This is a genomic window from Arthrobacter sp. Y3221159 (assembly GCF_059089885.1).
Genome location: NZ_JBNHFC010000001.1, coordinates 183,025 through 203,780 on the forward strand (window position 1 = coordinate 183,025; position 20,756 = coordinate 203,780).

Sequence of the window (20,756 nt, forward strand, 5' to 3'; positions counted from 1 at the left end):
GACTGCCGGGGTGCCGGACCAGGCGGATGGGGCAACTGACCCATCTTTTGGACCGGTCCCGGGCCGGACAGTCGGACGGGGCACCGGTCGGTGAATCCCTAGGGAACCCACCCGCAGAGTGCTCTAATTGAACCGTGACGCTGGAGGAATCAACAGCGAAGGGCCACGCTGCACTGGAAGCAGGACGGTGGGCGGAGGCGCGCACGGCATTCGAGGAAGCGCTGGCGGAATCGGGGTCGGCGGAGGCACTTGCCGGGCTGGGCGACGCCCTTTTCTTCCTCGGCGACGCCAGCGGCAGCGTCCACTGCCGAGAGCGTGCCTACGCCGCCAGCCGGCGGGCTGGAAGCGTACCCGACGCGATCGATTCTGCCATTTGGCTGTGCCTGGTCTATGGCATGTCCCTGGGCAACGAAGCCGCCGCGCGGGGCTGGCTGGCACGCGCCGAAAGCCTGGCCGAGCCCGACGACGCGCAGACCCTCGCCTGGCTGGACTATTGCGCGGCCCTGCTCTCCACCGATGCCCGGCGCTGCCGGGACCTGGTGGAGCGTGCGCTGGCGGCATCCCGGGAACTCGGCGACGCGGACCTGACGGTATGTGCGCTGGCGGAACGCGGGGTGATCCTGGTCAAAGACGGCGAGGTGCAGGCCGGCCTGCGGTGCGTGGACGAGGCCATGGCGAGCGCCCTCGGCGGCGACGGCACCACGCTCTACACAGTCATCATGGCCAGCTGCTCGATGCTGTCGGTCTGCGAGCTCCTGGGCGATCTGGGACGCGCCAGGCAATGGTCCCAAGCCGCCGATGACTGGATGAAGTCCTACGGCTGTCCCTACCTATACGCCCAGTGCCGTATGGTCCACGGCCAGGTCCTCCTGCTGACCGGGCACTGGGCCGAAGCGGAGGACGAGTTGCGCCGGGCCGCCGACGCCACCAGGGATGTCTTCCCCGGCATGTACCACCGGACCATTGCGGGCCTGTCCGAGCTCCGGCTCCGGCAGGGGCACTTTGATGAAGCAAGGGCCTTCATCGACAGCATCGGAGCCCCGGTGGAAACCAGCCTCGCCGCGGCCGGCCTGGCACTGGCCACCAACCAGCCGGCGTCAGCCGTTGCTCTGACCGAACGCTGGCTCCGCAGCAACCACGACGGCGCCTCCGTACCGCCGATGCATACCGGTGAACAGCGCTCGCCGCTGGAAACGGCAGGTGCCCGCGGCCTGCTGGTTGAGGCCCACCTGGCCGCGGGCGATTCCGCCGCAGCCGCCGCTGTTGCCCGGCAGCTGGCCGAACTTGACGCCGGCGCCGGGGAAGTCCGGCTGCTGTCCGCGCACGCCGCCCTGGCCAGGGGCCGTGTGGCGGCGGCTGCTGGCAGCTTTGAATCTGCCTGGGGCTGCTTCGAGGACGCCCTCCGCTGGTTCGGGATCCTGGACCTTCCGCTCGAGGCCGCGCAGACCCGTCTGGAACTTGCCCAGGTCATGGCCCGCGACGGCCAGTCCCCGCTCGCTGTAGCCGAGGCACGGGCGGCGATGACCGTACTGGACCGGCTGGGTGCATCCCACCACGCGGACGTGGCCGCGGCGCTGCTCCGGTCCTGGGGCGCCACCGGCCGCTCCATCCCCCGTGGGTCAGGGGTCCTCACCCGGCGTGAGCAGGAAATCCTGGGGCTGCTGGTACAGGGGTACTCGAACCAGGAAATTGCCGGGCGTCTGTTCATCAGCCGCAAGACCGCCGCCCACCACGTCAGCAGCGTCCTGGAGAAACTGGGACTCCGCAACCGGGCCGAGGCGGCTGTGTACGCCGCCAGGCGCGGTTACGAATGACCCGGCGCTGAGCACCGCACGCTATTCAGTGGTTGCCGGCGGCGCCGTTGATCGTGGACGGCGGGCGGGGAAGAACACGCCGTCGCGGGCCTGCACGCGCTCAAGTCCTAGCGGATGTCGCGGCTGATAGTCAGCGGATTGAACAGGCTGGCGGTCTTTCATCCAGGCAGGACCGGCTTCGATGGGCAGCATGATCCCGGACAGGATCATCAGCGGAAAGAGCAGGGTCTGCTGCACGCCCCAGAAGATCCGCTCCTTGTTCTGCGACACCAGCGCCAGGGAGTAGGAGAGTGCGCCCAGGCCGATGCCGAAGATTCCCAGGATCACCAGGCCCAGCAGCACATGCAGCGGGTGGAAGACGAACCCGAACGGGATGCAAACCAGGGCGACAAGGAGTCCCTGGAGCACCAGCGGCGCCCATTCCTTGGGCGCCTGGCCGATCATCAGTGAAGAGCGGGACAGGGGAGTGGCGAGGATCCGCTCGTAGGAACCGGTCATCGAAGTGCCGAACAGGGCGATCATTACCACCACGCCAGGCAGGAACCACTGCAGGGTGGATTGGCCGCCGAAGGCCGGGGCTCTCACCCAGGCACTGAGCAGCGGGCCGAACGGGCACTCGGGTACGGGTCCCTTGCGCCACGCTTTACCCGCCGGACCTGCCAGTCCACGCCCTCTACCCCGGAGGCAGTCCCAGTTTCCGGGTCAGTGCCGGCGGTGGTCCTGGATGGTCATCCGCGGACCGAAGGTGGGCTTGCGGAAACCGCTGGCTTGGATCATGCGGACCACGCGCTGCCGGTGCCCCGTCCACGGTTCCAGCAGCCGGAGCATCCCGGCGTCGTCGGTGCGCCGGCCGGTCAGCGCCGCACCCACGTACGCCGCCAGGTGGTAGTCGCCCACCGAGATGGAATCGGGGCATCCGTGGGTCCGCTGCACCACCTCGGCGGCAGTCCAGATGCCGATGCCCGGGATGGTCTGCAGCTTCGTCCCTGCCTCGGCGGCCGGCAGGGCTGCCAGCCGTTCAAGCGCGACGGCGGACCGCAGCGCGCGCATGACAGTCGCCGAACGCTGTGGCCCCACACCCGCCCTGTGCCACTCCCAGCTGGGAACCTGCAGCCACTGGGATGCGGTGGGTCCCACCACCAGCCCGGCAGGTGTGGAGGAGCCGGCCGCCGGTGCCGGCGTTCCATAACGGTGCACCAGGTACCGGTACGCCCGCCGCGCCTCGATCACCGTCACCTTCTGCTCCAGAATGAGGGGCACCAGCTGGTCCACCATCCGGCCGCTGGCGGGAAGGCGCAGCCCCAGGCTCCGGCGCCGCGCTTCACGGACCATGCGGGGCAGGGTTGCGCTAAAGTCCGCCTCGTCAAAACCCCGCCAGTCGTCGTCGGCGCCCAGGAGCCGGGGCGCAGTCTTCACGGCCGCGGCGGCACCGGGACCCCAAGCCTGGATATCCACGAAGGGGTCCACCCCTATCCCCGCGCCGGGCCCGCCCTCCGTGCCCTCCACGGAGGTCAACCGGAGCGTCACGGGGCCCTCCGCCGTCGTGAACGCGTTCCAGATGACACCGCCCTGGACACTGAAGGACGGATCGCTGTTGCCGCGCAGGAGCGGTCCCAGCGTCCTGCCCAAGTTGTACGGGCCGCCCGGATACCACCGGAGTGAGGCGTCCGCGGCGGCTGCCAGCCGGGGAGGTGCCTCAGTAATGGTCATGTCCCCAATCGTCCCACGCCCCTGCGACATCCGCCTGCCTTCAGCCCGCCCCGCGGTGGCCATCCCCGGGGCGGGAAAATGACCCTTAACCAGCACTGGTACCAGGACTAGACTCCAGCGTGTGGTGCGGAAAACACCGCGCCGGAAGCTCGAAAGACCAGGAGGAAAAAGTGGGTGGAGTAGTGCATTTCGAAATCCCCGCGGACGACCAGGAACGGGCCCGGAAGTTCTACCAGGAGGCCCTTGGCTGGCGGATTGACCCCGTCCCGGGCATGGACTACAACATGGTGGTCACCACGCCGATGGACGAATCAACAGGCGTGCCCACGGAACCCGGCGCCATCAATGGCGGCATGTTCGCCAGGGATCCTGACCTCAGGACCCCGGTGATCACGGTGGACGTGGCGGACATCAACGCCACCCTGCAGACAGTGGAGTCGCTGGGCGGTGCCGTGGTCAAGGGCAAGGAAACCATTCCCGGGATGGGCTCCTTCGCCTACTTCAAGGACACCGAGGGCAACGTGATGGGCCTCTGGGAGAACCTGCCGGCAGACAAGGCAGGCCAGGCCGCGGACACCGGGGCCACCGCGGACGGCGCCCCCGCCTAGCCGTCAGGCAGCCGGGGCAAAGCGTAGCTATGAGTATCCCCGTGCAGGTGCTGGCCGTCCTTACCGGGCTGGTCCTGATCACCGTCGGACTGCTGGAAGCCTTCCGCTACAAGGACCAGCGGCTCCACCCAATCTTCCTGATCAACCCGGAGGACACCGCTGCCGTCCGGCTCTGGACGGTCAACGTCGGGTTCTACAACATCGTCTGGGGCCTGTTCGGCATTGCCGGCGTGGTGCTCGCCAACGTTGGCGAGGTCACCGCGGGCCGCACCACGGTTACTTTGATGTGCATCGCGCACTTCATCCTGGGCATCGTGCTGATCATCAGCGAACCCCGGCTGTGGGTCAGCGGCATCGGACAGTCGCTCTTCCCGGCGGTGATCCTCCTGCTGATGTTTGCCGCCTGAAACCGGCGGGGCAGGAAGCGGTAGCTTTGTACCTATGAAGTACGCCCAGTCCATCCTGGACCTCATCGGCAATACCCCGCTCATCAAACTCAACCACGTGACTGAGGGCATCAAAGCCACGGTCCTGGTGAAACTGGAGTACCTGAACCCAGGCGGATCCATCAAGGACCGGATCGCCGCCCAGATGGTGGAGGACGCCGAGCGGGACGGCAAGATCCAGCCCGGCGGGACCATCGTGGAACCCACCTCAGGAAACACCGGCGTCGGCCTGGCGCTGGTGGCCCAGCAGAAGGGCTACAAGTGCGTGTTCGTGGTGCCGGACAAGGTGGGCGAGGACAAACGCGCCGTGCTCCAGGCCTACGGCGCCGAGGTGGTGGTGACGCCCACCGCCGTGCCCCCGGACAGCCCGCAGAGCTACTACGGCGTCTCGGACCGGATCGTCCGTGAAACTCCCGGGGCGTACAAGCCGGACCAGTTCTCGAATCCTGCAGCCCCCGAGAGCCACTACCGGACCACCGGCCCGGAAATCTGGCGGGACACCGACGGCAGGGTCACGCACTGCGTCATCGGCGCCGGCACCGGCGGCACCATCACCGGCACCGGCCGCTACCTGAAGGAGGTCTCGGCCAACCGGCCGGAGTCCGACGGCGGCGTGGTCCGGATTATCGGCGCCGATCCGGAAGGTTCGGTCTACTCGGGCGGCACCGGACGCCCTTACTTCGTCGAAGGCGTGGGCGAGGACATGTGGCCGGCGAACTACGACAAATCCGTCCCGGACCAGGTGATCGCCGTCAGCGACGCCGATTCCTTCGCCATGACCCGCCGCCTGGCCCGCGAGGAAGGCCTCCTGGTGGGCGGCTCCTCGGGCATGGCCGTGGTGGCCGCGCTGCAGGCGGCGCGGGACCTGCCGGAAAGTGCGGTCGTCGTCGTGATCCTGCCCGACTCGGGCCGCGGCTACCTTGCCAAGATTTTCAACGACCAGTGGATGCGCTCCTACGGCTTCCTGTCCGGCGGCGAGGAGACCTCCGTGGGCGAGGTGATCAAGTCCAAGAACGGCGAGCTGCCGGACCTGGTGCACATCCACCCGAACGAGTCCGTCCGCGACGTCATCAACATCATGAACGAGTTCGGTGTCAGCCACATCCCGGTCCTGTCACAGGAGCCGCCCGTGGTCATGGGCGAGGTCCTGGGCGCCGTGGACGAGCGCAGCCTGACCGCCAAGCTCTTCCGCGGCGAAGCCAGGCTGACGGACAAAATCTCCGAACACATGGGTCCCAAGCTGCCCGTGATCGGCTCGCTGGAAACCATCAGCGCCGCCCGCGAGCTGCTGTCGGACGTGGACACCGTCATGGTCACGTTCGTCGGCGCCCCGATCGGCATCCTGACCCGCCACGACCTTCTGGCCTACCTCAGCAACTAAAGGAGCACCATGTCAGCCTCTGCAAACCAAGGTTTCAACACCCGCGCCGTGCACGCCGGGCAGGATTTCGAGCCCCGCACCGGTGCCGTGGTGCCGCCCGTGCACTTCGCCACCACCTATGCCCAGGACGGCATCGGAGGACTCCGGGACGGCTACGAGTACGGCCGCGGCGGCAATCCCACCCGCGACTCCCTGCAGGAGCAGCTGGCCGCGGTGGAGCTCGGCACCCACGCCTACAGCTTCGGCTCCGGCCTCGCCGCGGAGGACGCGCTGATCCGGGCGCTGACCCGCCCGGGGGACCACATCGTGCTCGGCAATGACGCCTATGGCGGGACCTACCGTCTCATCAGCAGAGTGCTGGGTGAGTGGGGAATCGGCAACACACCCGTGGACATGGCCAACCTGGACACCGTCCGGCAGGCTGTCGCCGCGAACAAGACCCGTTTGCTGTGGGTGGAGACGCCCTCCAACCCGCTGATGAAGATCACCGACATCGCCGCGCTCGCCGGGATAGCGCACGACGCCGGCGCCCTCCTCGTCGTCGACAACACCTTCGCGTCCCCCTACCTTCAGACCCCGCTCGCCCTGGGCGCCGACATCGTGATCCATTCCACCACCAAGTACATCGGCGGGCACTCGGACGTGGTGGGCGGCGCCGTCGTCGTCAAGGACGCGGAGCTGGCCGAAAAGATCGGCTTCATCCAGTTCGCCGTTGGAGCGGTGTCCGGGCCCATGGATGCCTTCCTCACCACGCGCGGCCTGAAGACCCTGGGCGTGCGGATGGACCGGCACAGTGTCAATGGCCAGGCCGTTGCCGAGTGGCTGCTGGAACGCCCCGAGGTGGAGGCCGTCCTGTACCCGGGCCTGCCCACGCACCCGGGCCATGAGCTGGCAAAGCGGCAGATGCGCAGCTTCGGCGGCATGGTATCCGTCCAGTTCAAGGGCGGCGAAGCGGCGGCCCGGAAGGTGGCTGAGTCCACCAGGGTGTTCATGCTGGCGGAGTCGCTCGGCGGAATCGAATCCCTGATGAACTACCCCTCCGAAATGACCCACGCCTCGGTCAAGGGCACCGAACTGGCCGTTCCGGTGAACCTGCTCCGGCTTTCCTGCGGCATCGAGGACGTGGAGGACCTGATCGCGGACCTGGAGCAGGCGTTCACCTCCATCCCGTAGCTGCGGTTAGCTGGCTTTCTTCAAGGAAGCCAGCTAGGCTCCTTGCATGGCACTTCGATCCGACTGGTCCGGGCACAACTGCAGCATTGCCCGCGGCGTGGATATCCTGGGCGACCCCTGGACCATCCTCATCCTCCGCGAACTCTTCTTCGGCAACGGCCGCTTTGACGCCATCCGTGCCCGCCTGAACGTGGCGGACTCCGTGCTCACCAAGCGCCTGGCCGGCCTGGTGCAGGCAGGACTGCTGGAGAAAAGGGCCTACGACGACGGCGGCCGGACCCGCCAGGAGTATGTCCTCACCTCCATGGGGGAGGACGTCCTGCCGGTCCTGAACGCGGTGACCCTATGGTCGGAGAAGCACCTTGCGGCTCCGTCCGAGCAGGCCCACCTGCACGTCATCCACTCCGGCTGCGGCCAGCGCACCACATCCGCCGATACCTGCACCGCCTGCGGGGAGCGGCTGACTGCCGCCAACACCAGCTGGCACAGCGAGGCCAGGTCCGAGCACCCCATCAAACTTTCCACCGCTGTGTCCGGTGCGGGAGCCGCCGCGTGAGCACCCTTCCCGATGAGGCCGCTGTTCCTGATGAACGGGAAGCGGTAGCCGTTCCGCCACCGGCGTCCCGGCGCCGGCTGCACCCGGCTTGGATCGTCGCCGCCGTCGCGTTCCTGGCCCTGGTGGGGGCGGCAGGATTCCGGGCTGCCCCCGGCGTGCTGATGGTTCCGCTGCAGCAGGAATTCGGCTGGTCCACCACGGTGCTGTCTGCGGCCGTCAGCATCAACCTGGTCCTGTTTGGCCTGACCGCACCGTTTGCTGCCGCCCTGATGGAACGCTTCGGGATCCGAAAGATCACAGCACTGGCCCTGGTGCTGATTGGCATGGGCAGTGCACTGACCGTCCTCGTCAGCCAGTCCTGGCAGATCCTGCTGACCTGGGGCCTGCTTATCGGGCTTGGCACCGGGTCGATGGCCCTGGTGTTCGCCGCCACCATCGCCAACACCTGGTTCGTCAAGAGCCGGGGCCTGGTCATCGGCATCCTGACCGCCGGCAGCGCCGCGGGCCAGCTGGTCTTCCTGCCCTTCATTGCCGTGCTCGCGCAGGATCCCGGCTGGAGGCAGGCTTCGCTCCTGATCGCGGCCGGGGCCCTGGCGGTGGTCCCGCTAGTGCTGAAGTTCCTCAAAAACTCCCCGGCCGACGTCGGGGTCCTGCCATACGGCGCGGAACCCGGCACCACTGCCCAAGCTGCAGCCACCGGCCCCCGGGCCAATGCCGCCATCCGGGCACTCCAGGTGCTCCGCCGGGCGAGCCGGGTCAGGACGTTCTGGGCACTCGTGGCCGGCTTCGCCATCTGCGGTGCCACCACCAACGGGCTCATCGGCACCCACTTCATCCCCTCCGCCCATGACCACGGCATGCCGGAAACCACCGCCGCGGGCCTGCTCGCCGTCGTCGGCATCTTCGACATCGTGGGGACCATCGCCTCCGGGTGGCTCACTGACCGCTTCAACCCGCGCATCCTGCTGGCCGTCTACTACCAGTTCCGGGGCATCGGCCTGCTGGTGCTGCCCCTGCTCCTGAGCGCCGAGGTGCAGCCGAGCATGATCGTGTTCGTGGTGATCTACGGCCTGGACTGGGTGGCCACTGTTCCGCCCACGGCCGCCATCTGCCGGGAAACCTTCGGCGCCGACGGCAGCGTGGTGTTCGGCTGGGTGTTTGCGGCGCACCAGCTGGGCGCGGCCGCTGCAGCCCTCGCCGCCGGCGCGGTGCGCGATGCCACCGGCCACTACACGTACGCCTGGCTGGGGGCTGCCGCCATGTGCACCGTTGCCGCGGTCATCAGCGCGACCATCCGCCGGCACAGCGGGGCGCGGGACGCGGCACCGTCCGCGGCCGCCTAGCAGGGCCGCCCATTAGGCTGGCTGTATGGAGACCCCACAGCAAGGCGCCGCGCACAGCACTGCCCTGGTCACGGGTGCCGGCCGGCTGGCCTCGATTGGCGCCGGCATCGCCCGGCAGCTCGCCGCCGACGGCTGGGACCTGGTCCTGTCCTATTGGCAGGACTACGACGAGCGGATGCCGTGGGGGAGTGAGCCCGAGGACGTCGTCCGCCTGACCGCGGAGCTTGAGGCCATCGGCGCTCGCGTCCACGTCCTGTCCGCCGACCTGCAGGATCCGGGCGTGCCGGACCGGCTCGTGGCCGAGGCCGCGCAGCTGGCGGGCCCTTTGCAGGGGCTCGTGCTCAGCCACGCGGAGTCCGTTGACTCCGGAATCCTGGACACCAGCCTGGAATCCTTCGAGCGGCATTTCGCCGTCAACACCCGGGCCAGCTGGCAGCTGATTGCCGCGTTCGCCCGGCAGGCAACGGACGACGGCGGCGCGATCGTTGCGCTGACCAGTGACCACACAGCCTTCAACCTGCCCTACGGCGCCTCGAAGGGGGCGCTGGACCGGATCGTCATTGCCGCCGCCCGCGAGCTGGGCCCCCGGTACATCTCGGCGAATGTCCTCAACCCCGGGCCGGTGGATACGGGCTGGATGGATGACGCCATCCGGGAGGAGGTTCTCCAGCGCCAGCCCACCGGCCGGCTCGGGACACCCGCGGACGTCGCGGGGACGGTGGCCTTCCTGCTCTCGCCCGCCGGCCGCTGGGTGTCCGGCCAGCTCATCAAGGCCGACGGCGGCTTCTCGGCCTGAGCGCCCGGCCCGCCTTTTTCCCTTCCCAGTTGGGGGGATTGGTCAGCGGAAGGCGCCGAGGCCGGTAATGTGCTGGCCGAGGATGAGGGTGTGGACTTCGTCGGTGCCCTCGTAGGTGCGGACGGACTCCAGGTTCGCGGCGTGCCGCAGCGGTGGGTAATCCAGAGTGATGCCGTTGCCGCCCAGCACGGAGCGGGCTTCGCGGGCGATGGCCAGGGCCTCCCGGACGTTGTTCAGTTTTCCCAGCGAGACCTGCTCGGGCTTCAGCGTCCCGGCATCCTTGAGCCGGCCCAGATGCAGGGCCAGCATGGTGCCCTTCTGGATCTCCACCAGCATGTTCACCAGCTTCTCCTGCGTGAGCTGGTACCCGGCCAGCGGCTTTCCGAACTGGAGCCGCTCCTGCGAGTATGTCAGGGCCGCCTGGTACGAATCCCGGGCAGCCCCCATCGCGCCCCAGGCGATGCCGTACCGCGCCTCATTCAGGCAGGTGAGGGGAGCGCGCAGACCACGCGCAGCCGGCAGGAGGGCCTCCGGTCCCAGCCTGACACCGTCGAACACCACATCGCACTGGATGGAGGCCCGCATGGACAATTTCTGCGTGATGGGCGTGGCCGTCACGCCCGGGGTGCCGGCAGGCACCAGGAAACCGCGGACGCCGTCGTCCGTCATGGCCCACACCACCATGACGTCCGCCACCGAGGCCAGTCCGATCCAGCGCTTCGCACCGTCCAGCACCCAGCCCGCCTGCTCGCCGGTGCGGTCACGGCGGGCGTAGGTGGTCATGGACGACGGATCCGAGCCCGCTGCCGGCTCGGTCAAGGCGAAGCACCCGATCACTTCGCCGGCAGCCATCCGGGGCAGCCATTCCTGTTTCTGTTCCTCGGAGCCCCACTTGTGGATGGCTGTCATCGCGAGGGACCCCTGCACCGACACGAACGTTCGGATCCCGGAATCGCCGGCCTCCAGCTCCATCGCCGCCAGGCCATACTCGACGGCGGAGCGGCCGGGGCAGCCATAGCCTTCCAGGTGCATCCCCAGGACGCCCAGCTCGCCGAGTTCGGGGGCAAGCTCCAGCGGGAACACCGCCGCGTCATACCAGGCGGCGATGCCCGGCCTGATCCGCTGGTCGGTGAAGTCCCGGATCCGCTGGCGAAGGGCAAGCTCGTCCGCGGACAGGAGCCTGTCGAGGGCCAGCACATCCGAGGGATCGGGGCCCGGCACCTCTGCAGCGTCGCTCATCGGAGGGCCTACGCCTGGTTCCGTGCGGTGGCCACGGCCGCGGGATTGCCAATGAAGTAGCCGCGGGTCGAGGGCAGGAAGCGGCACACCACAGCCAGGACCACGCCAAGCGCGAGCAGCACCACGCCGCTGATGAACGCGCCGCCGACGCCGAAGATCTCGGTGTCGCCATAGGCGGGGTCCCACATCTGCACCGCGGAGATGAAGAACGCGGCGGTCAGGAGCAGCGCGCCGGCCAGGGGCAGGATGCCGCGGAACCACAGGTTGCGGGCCGACGTCCGCAGGGTGCCCCGGAAGTACCAGAAGCAGGCGAACCCGGTGAGGGCGTAGTAGAAGGCGATGAACAGACTGATAGCGCTGATGGAGTCCGAGAGCAGGTTCTCGCTGAGGAAGCTCATGGCCACGTAATAGGCGATCGCCGCCGCACCCATCACCTGGGTGGAGAACCCCGGGGTCTGGTTCCGCGGGTGCACCTCGCCGAACTTTGCCGGCAGGGCTCCATGGACGCCCATGGACAGTGTGCCGCGGGCGGTGGGCAGGATGGTGGTCTGCGTGGAGGACAGCACCGAGGCCAGGACCGCGACGACGATCAGCCAACCCCAAGGCCCGAGCACCACGTCCTTCATGGCCACGAACACGTCGTCCTGGTTTGCCTCGTTCCCCAGGCCGATGCCCTCGCTGCCCACGGTGGCGTACATCATCACCAGCAGGGCGACAGACACATAGATCGCCACCAGGACGAACGCGGAGATCACAGCGCCGCGGCCCGGCGTGGTTCTCGGGTTTTCGGTTTCCTCGTTCACCGCCAGGCAGGTGTCCCAACCCCAGTAGATGAACAGGGCCAGGAGCGCGCCGTGGACCACGGCCCCGGGATCGGTGAAGGCGCCCACCGGATTGAACCACTCGAAATCGAACGCCTGGCCCTCGGGCGGGCCCCCGACAATCCGGACAATGATCGCCAGCGCAAAGATGCCGAGCGCGATGTACTGCACATAGGTCAGTACCCGCTGGACGTGTTCGCCCAGCCGGATGCCGCGGTAGTTGACCAGGGTCATCACGGCGATGAACAGCACCCCGGTGGCGGTGACCAGCACCTTGTTTTCCGCCAGTGAGCCGTCGCCGGCCAGCAACCACAGGTACTGGCCGGCCACCTGGGCCAGGTTGGCCAGGACCACGATGCCGGCGAGTGCCACGCCCCAGCCTCCCAGCCAGCCCGCCCAGGGGCCGAAGGCGCGGCGGGACCAGGTGAACGTGGTGCCGCAGTCCGGGATGGCGCTGTTCAGCTCGCGGAAGGCGTAGGCGATGAACAGGACCGGGATGAAACCCAACAGCAGGATCAGGGGAGTGTAGTTCCCGTTCACCGCCACAATCAGTCCGAGTGTTGCCGCCAGCGAGTACACCGGCGCCGTCGAGGCCAGGCCGAGCATCACGGAGTCGCCAAGGTCGAGGATCCCGGCGCGGAGGCCCTTGGCCGGGACCGGGGCGCCGGGCCCGCCTGCCGGGCCTCCCGCCGTCGTCATGTCTGTGCTCATGCTGTCACCGGATTCATAATGCGATACCTGCTTTGCTGGAGGAGGCCGCGGCCGAGAGCGGCGCCGGCGCGTCGATGGTGTTGGGCACGAAGCGGCAGAAGTAGTCCGTGACGGGGCCGTCCGATTCGCGGATGCCGCAGCCCACGGACTCGCCGTCCACCACCCATAGGCCAAGGACCGGGTGGTTGCCGTCGAAGTCGGGCAGCTGGTGGTACTGCTGGTAGCACCAGCCCTCGCGGCCGTACCCGCCGGGCTGTTCCAGGCTGACGCCGTCGGCATGGATCCGGATGTTGTCGCCTTCACGGCCATGGAGCGGCTTGGCCACCCATTCCTTCAGCGGCCCCGGCCCGTCAAGGTATGCCGGGAGCAGGTTGGGATGCTCCGGGTACAGGTGCCAGAGGGCGGCGAGGAGGGCCTTGTTGGAGAGCAGCATCTTCCATGCCGGCTCCACCCAGCGCGGGTTGTGCGCGCGTTCCAGGAGGCGGGGACCGAACGGTTCCTTCATCATCAGCTCCCAGGGGTAGAGCTTGAAGATGGTGCTGATCATGAAGTTGTCCAGGTCCACGAAGCGGTTGAGGTTGGGGTCCCAGCCGATATCGGACATGTTGATCCCGATGGTGGTCCACCCGGCCTGGCCGGCCACGTCCCGCATGTAGGCGGCGGTCATCCAGTCCTCGCCGGACTCCTCCACCTCGGAGTGGGCCACGTGCAGGGTGCTCATGCCGGTGCGGTACTGTAACTTCTTCCACTGCCGGATCAGTGCCTCGTGGATCCCGTTCCACTGGTCCCTCCCCGGGAAGACGTCCTGCAGCCAGAACCACTGGGCCACGGCTGCCTCGATCAGGCCTGTGGGGGTATCGGCGTTGTATTCGAGCATCTTGGCCGGGCCGCCCTGCCCGTCATAGATGAAGTCGAAGCGGCCGTAGACGTCCACGTCGCCGGCCTGCAGGGATTCGGCGGCCAGTTCCAGCGCCTGCGGTCCGATCCCGATGGTGCCCATGGCCCCGGTGGCAAGGAACTTGGCCGCCTCCAGGCACATCCGGTGCATTTCCTCGGCGGTCTCCTCGAGGGTTTCCACCTCGTCCATGCTGAACTCGTAGTAGGCGGATTCGTTCCAGTACTCGATCTTCCGGCCGTCATCCATGGTGGTGGTGGAAAAGACCAGGCCCTGTTCCTCGATCTTCTGCTTCCAGTCGGGGCGGGGTTCGCTCAGCAGCCGCTTCACGTTCAGCCCCCCGAAACCTTGCCGCCGCCGCCGCTGGTCCCGCTTTTGGCGCTGGTACCGAAGCCGCCGCGGCTGACGGTTCCGCCCTGGGTGCTGTATCCGGTGGAGGCCTTCGCGCCGCTGGGAACGTTCTTGGTGTAGTTGGGGGCGGTGGACCGGTTCTGCCCCAGCGGCGGGACATAGGCGCCGCGGGAAAAGAAGTACCAGGCGTATACGCCGCCGGCCCGCCCGGCGGAGCTGTCGCAGTTGCGGTCTTCCACGCGCTCGCCGGTTTCGTCGTTGAAGCACACCTGCGCGTATTCGGGCTCATCCTGGTTGCTGGCCACAACGGCGGTGATGGTACCCGCGAGCAGCGCTGTCACGCCCAGGCCGACGACGATGGTGCGCCGCTGGGATCGCTTCTTGTGGGCGGCCGCCTCGTTCAACTGCCTCTCCCGGTCACGGGCGAACGGATCCACCGGGGTGACGGGTTCATTGAGCAGTTCGGGGCGGAGTTCAGGCTTGGGTACCTGCCAGGGGGGTGGCTTCGGACTGTCCCCGGCCGGTTGGGCGCCGCCGGTGGGCTGGCGCTTCGGATCCGGCTTGTTCGGGTCCTGCTTGTCTGGGTCCACGGCGTCCCCCTCAGTTATCCACGTGAATTGGGCACAGCGCTGCACCCCCAAATGCAATCCTCGAATCAGCGTAGTCCCTGCCGGCCCCGGCGGCGAGCACGCCGCAGGGGAGAGCTGCCCATCTCTTCCGCGCGCGGAGCGTGACCCTACACTGGAGCCATGGAAACCGCGTGCCTGCTGGCCGTCTGCCGTGTTCACCAGTTGCTTCCGGATGCCTCGAGCGTGGGAGTGACCGCCATCGACAAGCGCCCGGTGGAGGGGCCGGTCAAGGTGCACCGGCTGGGCCTGCAGGGCGACATCCAGGCGAACCGGGTCCACCACGGCGGCCCGGACCAGGCCATTTACGCGTACTCGCAGGCCGACGCCGACTACTGGGCCGCACAGCTGCAGCAGGACCTGCCGCCGGGCTCGTTCGGCGAGAACCTCCGGGTGGCCGGGATAGACGCCACGTCCGCCATTATCGGGGAGCGCTGGAAGATCGGGCTCGACGTCGAACTTGAGGTCACCTCGCCGCGGACACCCTGTGCCACCTTCCAGCGGCGGCTGGGGGAGCGCCAGTGGGTCAAGCGCTTCACGGAAGAGGGGCGCGTGGGGGCATACCTGAGGGTCATCAGGACCGGCAGCATCCAGGCCGGAGACCACATCCACCGGACCTACGTTCCAACACACGGCATCACGGTGGGGCAGTGGTTCAGCGAGCCCAGTGTTGAGCTGATGGAGGCGCTCAAGGACGCGGACGCCGACGGCGAAATCCGGCTGCAGCAGCCCGAATTCAACAATAAATTCGAGGCCCTGCAGCGGCAGCTGCGCGGCTGATACGCAAGGGAATTCCGACGGCGGAGGTGCCGGATGTGCCCAAGCTCACCGCCGCCGTCGGGCCCCTGATTTAGGGGACGCGGCCCCGGTGCCTTACACTTGAAACATCCCCCACTCCGGAAATCCCTTATTCCTGCCCAATTTTTGAGGCAGGACTGGCAAGTGTTGGGGCCCGCAACTGTGATGCGGGCAGTTTCATAGGGAGAGCCGGCTGAAGAAAACGCTGTACAGACTGCTGGGATAGCAGCCAAGAGATGCAGCGCGAAGTCCTGCCACGGGATTGCGAAAGCGCCGGACTTCTGTGACCGGCCGGTCAATGTTTGCCCGGCATCCACGGCACATGTACTGCGGCTCCGCTCACCCTGGGTAGTGCCGCCTGGCCCCCTATGGATGAGGAATATTTCCCTATGCCCGAAAACCAGAACGAAACCATCGACGCCGCGACTTCCGAAACCGTCGCCGTCGAATTCACTGAGGCCGCTGTCCCCGCAGCAGAGCCCGCTGCCACTGACTCCGCAGCCGAAGCTGCTCCCGCGGGCAAGGCCCAGGAAACCGAAGAAGACGGCGTCAAGTTCGCCGACCTCGGCATCGACGGCCGCGTCCTCGCCGCCCTGCAGGATGTCGGCTACGAGAAGCCGTCACCCATCCAGGCAGCCACCATCCCGCTGCTGCTCGAAGGCCGCGACGTGGTAGGCCTGGCACAGACCGGCACCGGCAAGACTGCAGCATTCGCAGTGCCGGCCCTGTCCCGCCTGGCCGAACTGCATGACCTGAACGGCCCGTCCCGCAAGACCCAGGCCCTGGTGCTCGCCCCGACCCGTGAGCTGGCGCTCCAGGTTGCCGAGGCCTTCACCTCCTACGCCAAGCACATCGACGACTTCACCGTCCTCCCCGTCTACGGCGGCTCCGCCTACGGACCCCAGCTCGCCGGCCTGCGCCGTGGTGCCCAGGTTGTCGTTGGTACCCCCGGCCGCGTGATCGACCACATCTCGAAGGGTTCCCTGGACCTGTCCGAACTCCAGTACCTGGTGCTGGACGAAGCTGACGAGATGCTGCGGATGGGCTTCGCCGAGGACGTGGAGCAGATCTTCCAGCAGACCCCGTCGGAGCGACAGGTGGCGCTGTTCTCGGCAACCATGCCTAGCCAGATCCGCCGGATGTCCAAGCAGTACCTGAACGACCCCGCCGAGATTTCGGTCAAGTCCAAGACCACCACCGGCGCCAACACCCGCCAGCGGTACCTGCAGGTCATGGGCCCGCACAAGCTCGATGCGATGACCCGCATCCTCGAGGTTGAAGAGTTCGACGGCGTCATCGCCTTCGTGCGCACCAAGATGGCCACCGAGGACCTCGCCGACAAGCTGAAGTCCCGCGGCTTCCAGGCCGCCGCCATCAACGGTGACATCCCGCAGCAGCAGCGCGAACGCACTGTGGACGCACTGAAGGAAGGCCGCATCGACATCCTGGTGGCCACCGACGTCGCGGCCCGCGGCCTGGACGTGGAGCGCATCAGCCACGTCATCAACTACGACATCCCGCACGACACCGAGTCCTACGTCCACCGCATCGGCCGCACCGGCCGTGCAGGACGTTCCGGTGACGCCATCCTGTTCATGACGCCGCGCGAGAAGTACCTGCTGCGTTCCATCGAAAAGGCAACCCGCCAGCCGGTGGAACAGATGCACCTCCCCACGGCCGAGACCGTGAACACGCTGCGCCTGGGCAAGTTCGCCGAGCGCATCACGGAGACCCTCGCCTCCGAGGATGTGGCTCCATTCCGCGACCTCATTGCGTCCTACGAGGAAGAGCACAACGTTCCGGCCTCGGAGATCGCTGCCGCCCTTGCCGTGATGGCGCAGGGTGGACAGCCGCTGCTGGTGAAGGAACTGCCGGCAGCTCCCGAGTTCCAGAAGCGTGAGCGCTCCAAGGACGGCTTCGGCTCCCGTGGACCCACCCGCGCCCTGACCGAGGGCAACGCCACCTACCGGATCGCGGTGGGGCGCCGCCAGCGCGTCATGCCCGGCTCCATCGTGGGTGCCATCGCCAACGAGGGCGGCATCTCGTCCTCGCAGATCGGCGGCATCGACATCCGGTCGGACCACTCCCTGGTGGAGCTTCCGGCGGACCTGAGCGCCGAGCAGTTGCGCGCCCTGTCGCGCACCCGGATCGGCGGCGAGCTGATCCACCTCGAGCTGGACAACGGCCGCAAGCCCTCCGGGGAACGCGGCGCCTACCAGGGCAACCGTGGCGGCGAGCGCGGCGGGAACTTCAAGGGCAGCGGGGGGTTCAAGAAGGAGTTCCGGAAGAACGACGGCGAGCGGTCCTCTGCTGACCGCGGCGGCCGCTCCTACAGCGAGCGCTCGGAGCGCAGCTTCAGCGACCGCGGACAGGCCGGCGACTCCCGCTTCGGCGGCCACGGTGATGGCTCCCGCAAGCCCCGCCACGGCAACGACGGCGGACACCGGGACTACAACCGCAAGGGCAAGTGGTAAACCCTCCGTTGAGTGATTGCCACCCCGGGTAATTGACGACGGCGATGGGCCGGCTTTCGAGCCGGCCCATCGGCATTTAACCTCCTGGCGTTTTTGTCCAGATATGGCGACTTCAGGGCCGTCCAAGTCGCCATATCTGCCCAATAACTCCAGAGGTGTGGGGCTTGCCACATTTTCCATTCAGCTGTGGCGCCGCGGCCAGTGTGACCCTGCCTGTTTCGCCTCTGGATGGTGCCCGTAACCCCAGTAATGGCGCAGAAACCGGGGCTAGGGAGGCGGCGAAAAGCAAGTGTTTCACAGCTTGCCGGGGCCGCCTTGTGCCGATTTGTTGGGAGCTGAATCTTCCGGTAGAGTATTTACTCGTTGCCCCCCTAGCTCAGTGGTAGAGCGCGTTCTTGGTAAGAACGAGGTCACCGGATCGATTCCGGTGGGGGGCTCTGAATGAGGGCCTGTGTCAAGGCGGTTTGACCGGCTTGACACAGGTTTTTCTCATTCGTGGCGGTGTAGCTCAGTTGGTTAGAGCGCACGACTCATAATCGTGAGGTCGGGAGATCGAGCCTCCCCACCGCTACAGGACAAGCCCCCGGAATCCCCGAGATTCCGGGGGCTTTTTGTTGCCTGCTGAGAAAGTCCTCACCCCCTGCGATCCGGATCCCACCCTAGCCTGCGGCTGAGCTCCACAGCCGCGCGTTCCAGGGCAGCCAGGATTAGGTCCTCCTGTGTGCCTTCTATGGCGGGCGGAGCTGGGGCTGCTTGTGTGTCGTAAGTGTGGGTCACGGCAATTGAAGCCACTACCCGCCCGCTCCTGTCGCGGACAGCTTTGGCTACGGACGTCAACCCTTCAGTCACCTCCCCAAACTCGCGCGCGAACCCCTGCCTGCGGACAGCAGCCAGCTGCTGGGCCAGCTCGGCGTAGGTCCCCGGGCCCCGGCCGGTCCGTTGGATAAAGGCAAAATTAGACGGGAACAGCGCCCTCAGCTGGTCATGACCGAGGCTGGCGAGAATCGCCCTTCCCGACGCCGTCAGGTGCGCCGGCAGGCGGACGTCCTTCGCGGTGACTAGCGGCGCCCGCAGGGGAGCGGTCTGTTCATGGATGTAGAGCGTTTCGTGGCCATGAAGGACCGCCAGGTGTGCCGTTTCACCAACACTGGCAACTAAACGGGCCAGGACGGGACGGCCGTACCTTGCCAACGGGGCCTGGATCGCAAAGGCCTGGCCGATTTCCAGGGCCGCGACACCCAAGGCGTAGGCCTGCTCCTCAGGGATGTGGGCTACGTAGCCCAACGTCTGCATTCCGCGGAGAAGCCGGAAGGTGGAGGACCTTGGTGAGCCAACAGCCTCGGCGATCCTGGCGGCAGGAACAGGGTTTGCCTGCGTTGCGAGGTAGCTGAGGATCCGGAGCGATCGCAGAGAACTCTCTGGTTCACCCATTTAAAACACCACCCGTGACCTGAATCTCATATATGGGACTGCTATGCCGTGGATTCCATTGTCCTTGTCCTGGATTCACGGTGCGATGGTTCTATTCAAGAAAATGCCGCGCCGGTACGGGCCGGCAAGAATGTCAGGAGACAGACCCATGGCCATCACTTCTGAGGCCCCACGCACTGCATCACGCCACATCTGGAAGCTATTCGTGTACAGCGGCATAGGTGCATTCATGTTTTTTGTGCCGGTTACGATAGCAGGAAAAAACACGATCATGCTGGACCACATCGTCTCCTTTCTCCAGGCGAGCATCGGCCCGGTTTTGCCCTTCTATGCCCTGGCCGTGATCGTTGCGGGCGCCGGTTACCCGTTCGTTGCCGGAACGTGGAAGAGGTCTGCGGTGGAGGTGGTTTTCTCGCTACTGAAAGTGGTGGGGATGGTGGTGGGTTTCATGATGGTCTTCCGGGTGGGGCCGGCGTGGCTGTTTGAACCCGGCATGGGGCCGTTCCTGTTTGAAAAGCTGGTAATCCCCGTTGGGCTCCTTGTCCCCATCGGTGCCGTGTTCCTTGCCCTGCTGGTCAGCTATGGCCTGCTGGAGTTCATTGGTGTCCTCGTCCAGCGCGTGATGCGTCCGATCTGGCGGACGCCGGGGAGGTCCGCGATCGATGCGGTTGCATCCTTCGTGGGCAGCTATTCGCTTGGCCTCCTGATCACCAACCGGGTCTACAAAGAGGGCAAGTACACGGCCCGTGAGTCTGCCATCATTGCCACAGGATTCTCCACTGTTTCCGCCACCTTTATGGTTATTGTGGCCAAGACCCTGGACCTGATGGGCCAGTGGACTGCCTACTTCTGGATCACCTTCCTGGTCACATTCGCGGTTACGGCCATCACGGTCCGGATCTGGCCATTGAACAGCATCCCGGACGAATACCACCCCGAAGCCGTACCGCAGCCTGAAGAGGACGTTTCCGGACGCCGCCTCTCGGTCGCCTGGCGTGAAGCCCGCCAAACTGTGGAAGCAGCACCTTCGCTCGCGGTCAACGTATGGACCAACGTCAGGGATGGCCTGCTGATGGCGATGGCTATCCTCCCCTCCATCCTTTCCATTGGCCTGCTGGGGCTGATCCTTGCGACCTACACCCCGGTCTTCGACTGGCTGGGCTTCCTCTTCTATCCCTTTACCTGGGCGCTGCAGCTGCCCGAACCCATGCTCGTAGCAAAGGCCAGCGCCGTTGGTGTTGCAGAAATGTTCCTTCCCGCTCTCCTTGCGGCGGAGGCGGTCCCAGTGGTCAAGTTCGTGGTAGGCGTTGTGTCCGTGTCCGGGATCATCTTCTTCTCCGCCCTGGTTCCCTGCATCATGGCTACGGATATTCCCATCCCGGTCTGGAAGCTGGTTGTTATCTGGTTCCAGCGGGTCGCTCTGACGCTGATCCTTGTGACCCCCATAGCGTTCCTGCTGTTTCCGTCCTAGAGCACGGTCCCGGCTCCATCCGCAGCTTCGGTTGGGGCCGGTGACCCTCGCCGGCCCCGCTTCCCATCCGTGACAACTTCCCCGTTTCGCCGTAGTTTTGCAGCAGGCGGCG

Annotated in this window: 18 protein-coding genes and 2 tRNA genes; 13 read left to right on the forward strand and 7 right to left on the reverse strand. The window is 66.8% G+C overall.

Annotation, left to right across the window (positions count from 1 at the left end):
• Positions 1-134 precede the first annotated feature (134 nt).
• Complete coding sequence (locus AC5RT3_RS00820) at positions 135-1,814, forward strand: LuxR C-terminal-related transcriptional regulator (protein ID WP_494051055.1); 1,680 nt, start codon at positions 135-137, stop codon at positions 1,812-1,814.
• A gap of 21 nt (positions 1,815-1,835) precedes the next feature.
• On the opposite strand, the gene AC5RT3_RS00825 is transcribed toward AC5RT3_RS00820, so the two are convergent.
• Complete coding sequence (locus AC5RT3_RS00825; RefSeq protein WP_494051054.1) at positions 1,836-2,399, reverse strand: ABC transporter permease; 564 nt, start codon at positions 2,397-2,399, stop codon at positions 1,836-1,838.
• A 117-nt stretch (positions 2,400-2,516) separates the two neighbouring features.
• Entirely contained in the window at positions 2,517-3,524 is a 1,008-nt protein-coding gene (locus AC5RT3_RS00830) for a DNA-3-methyladenine glycosylase family protein (protein WP_494051053.1), read from the reverse strand.
• A gap of 170 nt (positions 3,525-3,694) precedes the next feature.
• Between AC5RT3_RS00830 and AC5RT3_RS00835 the strand changes: the two genes are divergently transcribed.
• From AC5RT3_RS00835 to AC5RT3_RS00865, 7 genes are read left to right on the forward strand one after another with little or no spacing between them, the layout of a single operon-like run.
• Positions 3,695-4,132 carry a VOC family protein gene (locus tag AC5RT3_RS00835; protein WP_494051052.1) on the forward strand — a complete coding sequence of 146 codons (438 nt, stop codon included), beginning with the start codon at positions 3,695-3,697 and terminating at the stop codon, positions 4,130-4,132.
• A 29-nt stretch (positions 4,133-4,161) separates the two neighbouring features.
• Positions 4,162-4,539: a DUF1304 family protein gene (locus AC5RT3_RS00840; RefSeq protein WP_494010338.1), complete on the forward strand. Its 378-nt coding sequence runs from the start codon at positions 4,162-4,164 to the stop codon at positions 4,537-4,539.
• A 34-nt stretch (positions 4,540-4,573) separates the two neighbouring features.
• Complete coding sequence (locus AC5RT3_RS00845) at positions 4,574-5,959, forward strand: cystathionine beta-synthase (protein ID WP_494051051.1); 1,386 nt, start codon at positions 4,574-4,576, stop codon at positions 5,957-5,959.
• Between the two features lie 9 nt (positions 5,960-5,968).
• A complete protein-coding gene (locus tag AC5RT3_RS00850; RefSeq protein WP_494051050.1) occupies positions 5,969-7,132 on the forward strand; it encodes a cystathionine gamma-synthase in 1,164 nt (387 codons plus the stop codon).
• A 46-nt stretch (positions 7,133-7,178) separates the two neighbouring features.
• On the forward strand, positions 7,179-7,688 hold the full coding sequence (locus AC5RT3_RS00855) for a winged helix-turn-helix transcriptional regulator (RefSeq protein WP_494051049.1): 510 nt from the start codon (positions 7,179-7,181) through the stop codon (positions 7,686-7,688).
• Positions 7,685-9,031: an MFS transporter gene (locus tag AC5RT3_RS00860; protein ID WP_494123278.1), complete on the forward strand. Its 1,347-nt coding sequence runs from the start codon at positions 7,685-7,687 to the stop codon at positions 9,029-9,031. The genes AC5RT3_RS00855 and AC5RT3_RS00860 overlap by 4 nt, the downstream gene beginning before the upstream one ends.
• A gap of 25 nt (positions 9,032-9,056) precedes the next feature.
• Positions 9,057-9,827, forward strand: a complete 771-nt coding sequence (locus tag AC5RT3_RS00865; RefSeq protein ID WP_494051047.1) for an SDR family oxidoreductase — start codon at positions 9,057-9,059, stop codon at positions 9,825-9,827.
• A 42-nt stretch (positions 9,828-9,869) separates the two neighbouring features.
• Here AC5RT3_RS00865 and AC5RT3_RS00870 read toward each other — a convergent pair whose 3' ends face one another.
• Genes AC5RT3_RS00870 through AC5RT3_RS00885 form a run of 4 tightly spaced genes read right to left on the reverse strand, consistent with a single transcriptional unit; the run spans position 9,870 to position 14,434 of the window.
• The gene (locus AC5RT3_RS00870; protein WP_494051046.1) at positions 9,870-11,066 is read right to left on the reverse strand and encodes an acyl-CoA dehydrogenase family protein; all 1,197 of its coding nucleotides are present in this window, start codon (positions 11,064-11,066) and stop codon (positions 9,870-9,872) included.
• 8 nt (positions 11,067-11,074) lie between these two features.
• Complete coding sequence (locus AC5RT3_RS00875; RefSeq protein ID WP_494051045.1) at positions 11,075-12,598, reverse strand: APC family permease; 1,524 nt, start codon at positions 12,596-12,598, stop codon at positions 11,075-11,077.
• A gap of 13 nt (positions 12,599-12,611) precedes the next feature.
• Positions 12,612-13,823: a glutathionylspermidine synthase family protein gene (locus AC5RT3_RS00880; protein WP_494051044.1), complete on the reverse strand. Its 1,212-nt coding sequence runs from the start codon at positions 13,821-13,823 to the stop codon at positions 12,612-12,614.
• Positions 13,824-13,825: 2 nt separating this feature from the next.
• Positions 13,826-14,434 carry a Tat pathway signal protein gene (locus tag AC5RT3_RS00885; RefSeq protein ID WP_494051043.1) on the reverse strand — a complete coding sequence of 203 codons (609 nt, stop codon included), beginning with the start codon at positions 14,432-14,434 and terminating at the stop codon, positions 13,826-13,828.
• A gap of 159 nt (positions 14,435-14,593) precedes the next feature.
• Between AC5RT3_RS00885 and AC5RT3_RS00890 the strand changes: the two genes are divergently transcribed.
• The 4 genes from AC5RT3_RS00890 (at position 14,594) to AC5RT3_RS00905 (ending at position 18,313) form a co-directional block, all read left to right on the forward strand.
• Positions 14,594-15,250, forward strand: coding sequence for an MOSC domain-containing protein (locus AC5RT3_RS00890; RefSeq protein WP_494051042.1), 657 nt, complete (start codon positions 14,594-14,596; stop codon positions 15,248-15,250).
• Positions 15,251-15,657: 407 nt separating this feature from the next.
• Positions 15,658-17,742: a DEAD/DEAH box helicase gene (locus AC5RT3_RS00895; RefSeq protein WP_494051041.1), complete on the forward strand. Its 2,085-nt coding sequence runs from the start codon at positions 15,658-15,660 to the stop codon at positions 17,740-17,742.
• Between the two features lie 365 nt (positions 17,743-18,107).
• Positions 18,108-18,179: transfer RNA gene (locus AC5RT3_RS00900), tRNA-Thr, on the forward strand.
• Between the two features lie 60 nt (positions 18,180-18,239).
• A tRNA-Met gene (locus tag AC5RT3_RS00905) sits at positions 18,240-18,313 on the forward strand.
• A gap of 62 nt (positions 18,314-18,375) precedes the next feature.
• On the opposite strand, the gene AC5RT3_RS00910 is transcribed toward AC5RT3_RS00905, so the two are convergent.
• Positions 18,376-19,173: an IclR family transcriptional regulator gene (locus AC5RT3_RS00910; protein WP_494051040.1), complete on the reverse strand. Its 798-nt coding sequence runs from the start codon at positions 19,171-19,173 to the stop codon at positions 18,376-18,378.
• A 148-nt stretch (positions 19,174-19,321) separates the two neighbouring features.
• On the opposite strand from AC5RT3_RS00910, the gene AC5RT3_RS00915 reads away from it, so the two are divergent.
• Positions 19,322-20,644, forward strand: coding sequence for a YjiH family protein (locus tag AC5RT3_RS00915; protein WP_494123279.1), 1,323 nt, complete (start codon positions 19,322-19,324; stop codon positions 20,642-20,644).
• Positions 20,645-20,756 lie beyond the last annotated feature (112 nt).

What these genes read in the sequence shown, in the direction of transcription:
- AC5RT3_RS00855 (WP_494051049.1), top strand. Translation starts at nt 7,179, where the DNA reads ATGGCACTTCGATCCGACTGGTCCGGGCACAACTGCAGCATTGCCCGC.
- AC5RT3_RS00875 (WP_494051045.1), bottom strand. Translation starts at nt 12,598, where the DNA reads ATGAGCACAGACATGACGACGGCGGGAGGCCCGGCAGGCGGGCCCGGC.
- AC5RT3_RS00910 (WP_494051040.1), bottom strand. Translation starts at nt 19,173, where the DNA reads ATGGGTGAACCAGAGAGTTCTCTGCGATCGCTCCGGATCCTCAGCTAC.
- AC5RT3_RS00915 (WP_494123279.1), top strand. Translation starts at nt 19,322, where the DNA reads ATGGCCATCACTTCTGAGGCCCCACGCACTGCATCACGCCACATCTGG.
- AC5RT3_RS00895 (WP_494051041.1), top strand. Translation starts at nt 15,658, where the DNA reads ATGCCCGAAAACCAGAACGAAACCATCGACGCCGCGACTTCCGAAACC.
- AC5RT3_RS00840 (WP_494010338.1), top strand. Translation starts at nt 4,162, where the DNA reads ATGAGTATCCCCGTGCAGGTGCTGGCCGTCCTTACCGGGCTGGTCCTG.
- AC5RT3_RS00870 (WP_494051046.1), bottom strand. Translation starts at nt 11,066, where the DNA reads ATGAGCGACGCTGCAGAGGTGCCGGGCCCCGATCCCTCGGATGTGCTG.
- AC5RT3_RS00830 (WP_494051053.1), bottom strand. Translation starts at nt 3,524, where the DNA reads ATGACCATTACTGAGGCACCTCCCCGGCTGGCAGCCGCCGCGGACGCC.
- AC5RT3_RS00865 (WP_494051047.1), top strand. Translation starts at nt 9,057, where the DNA reads ATGGAGACCCCACAGCAAGGCGCCGCGCACAGCACTGCCCTGGTCACG.
- AC5RT3_RS00845 (WP_494051051.1), top strand. Translation starts at nt 4,574, where the DNA reads ATGAAGTACGCCCAGTCCATCCTGGACCTCATCGGCAATACCCCGCTC.
- AC5RT3_RS00850 (WP_494051050.1), top strand. Translation starts at nt 5,969, where the DNA reads ATGTCAGCCTCTGCAAACCAAGGTTTCAACACCCGCGCCGTGCACGCC.
- AC5RT3_RS00890 (WP_494051042.1), top strand. Translation starts at nt 14,594, where the DNA reads ATGGAAACCGCGTGCCTGCTGGCCGTCTGCCGTGTTCACCAGTTGCTT.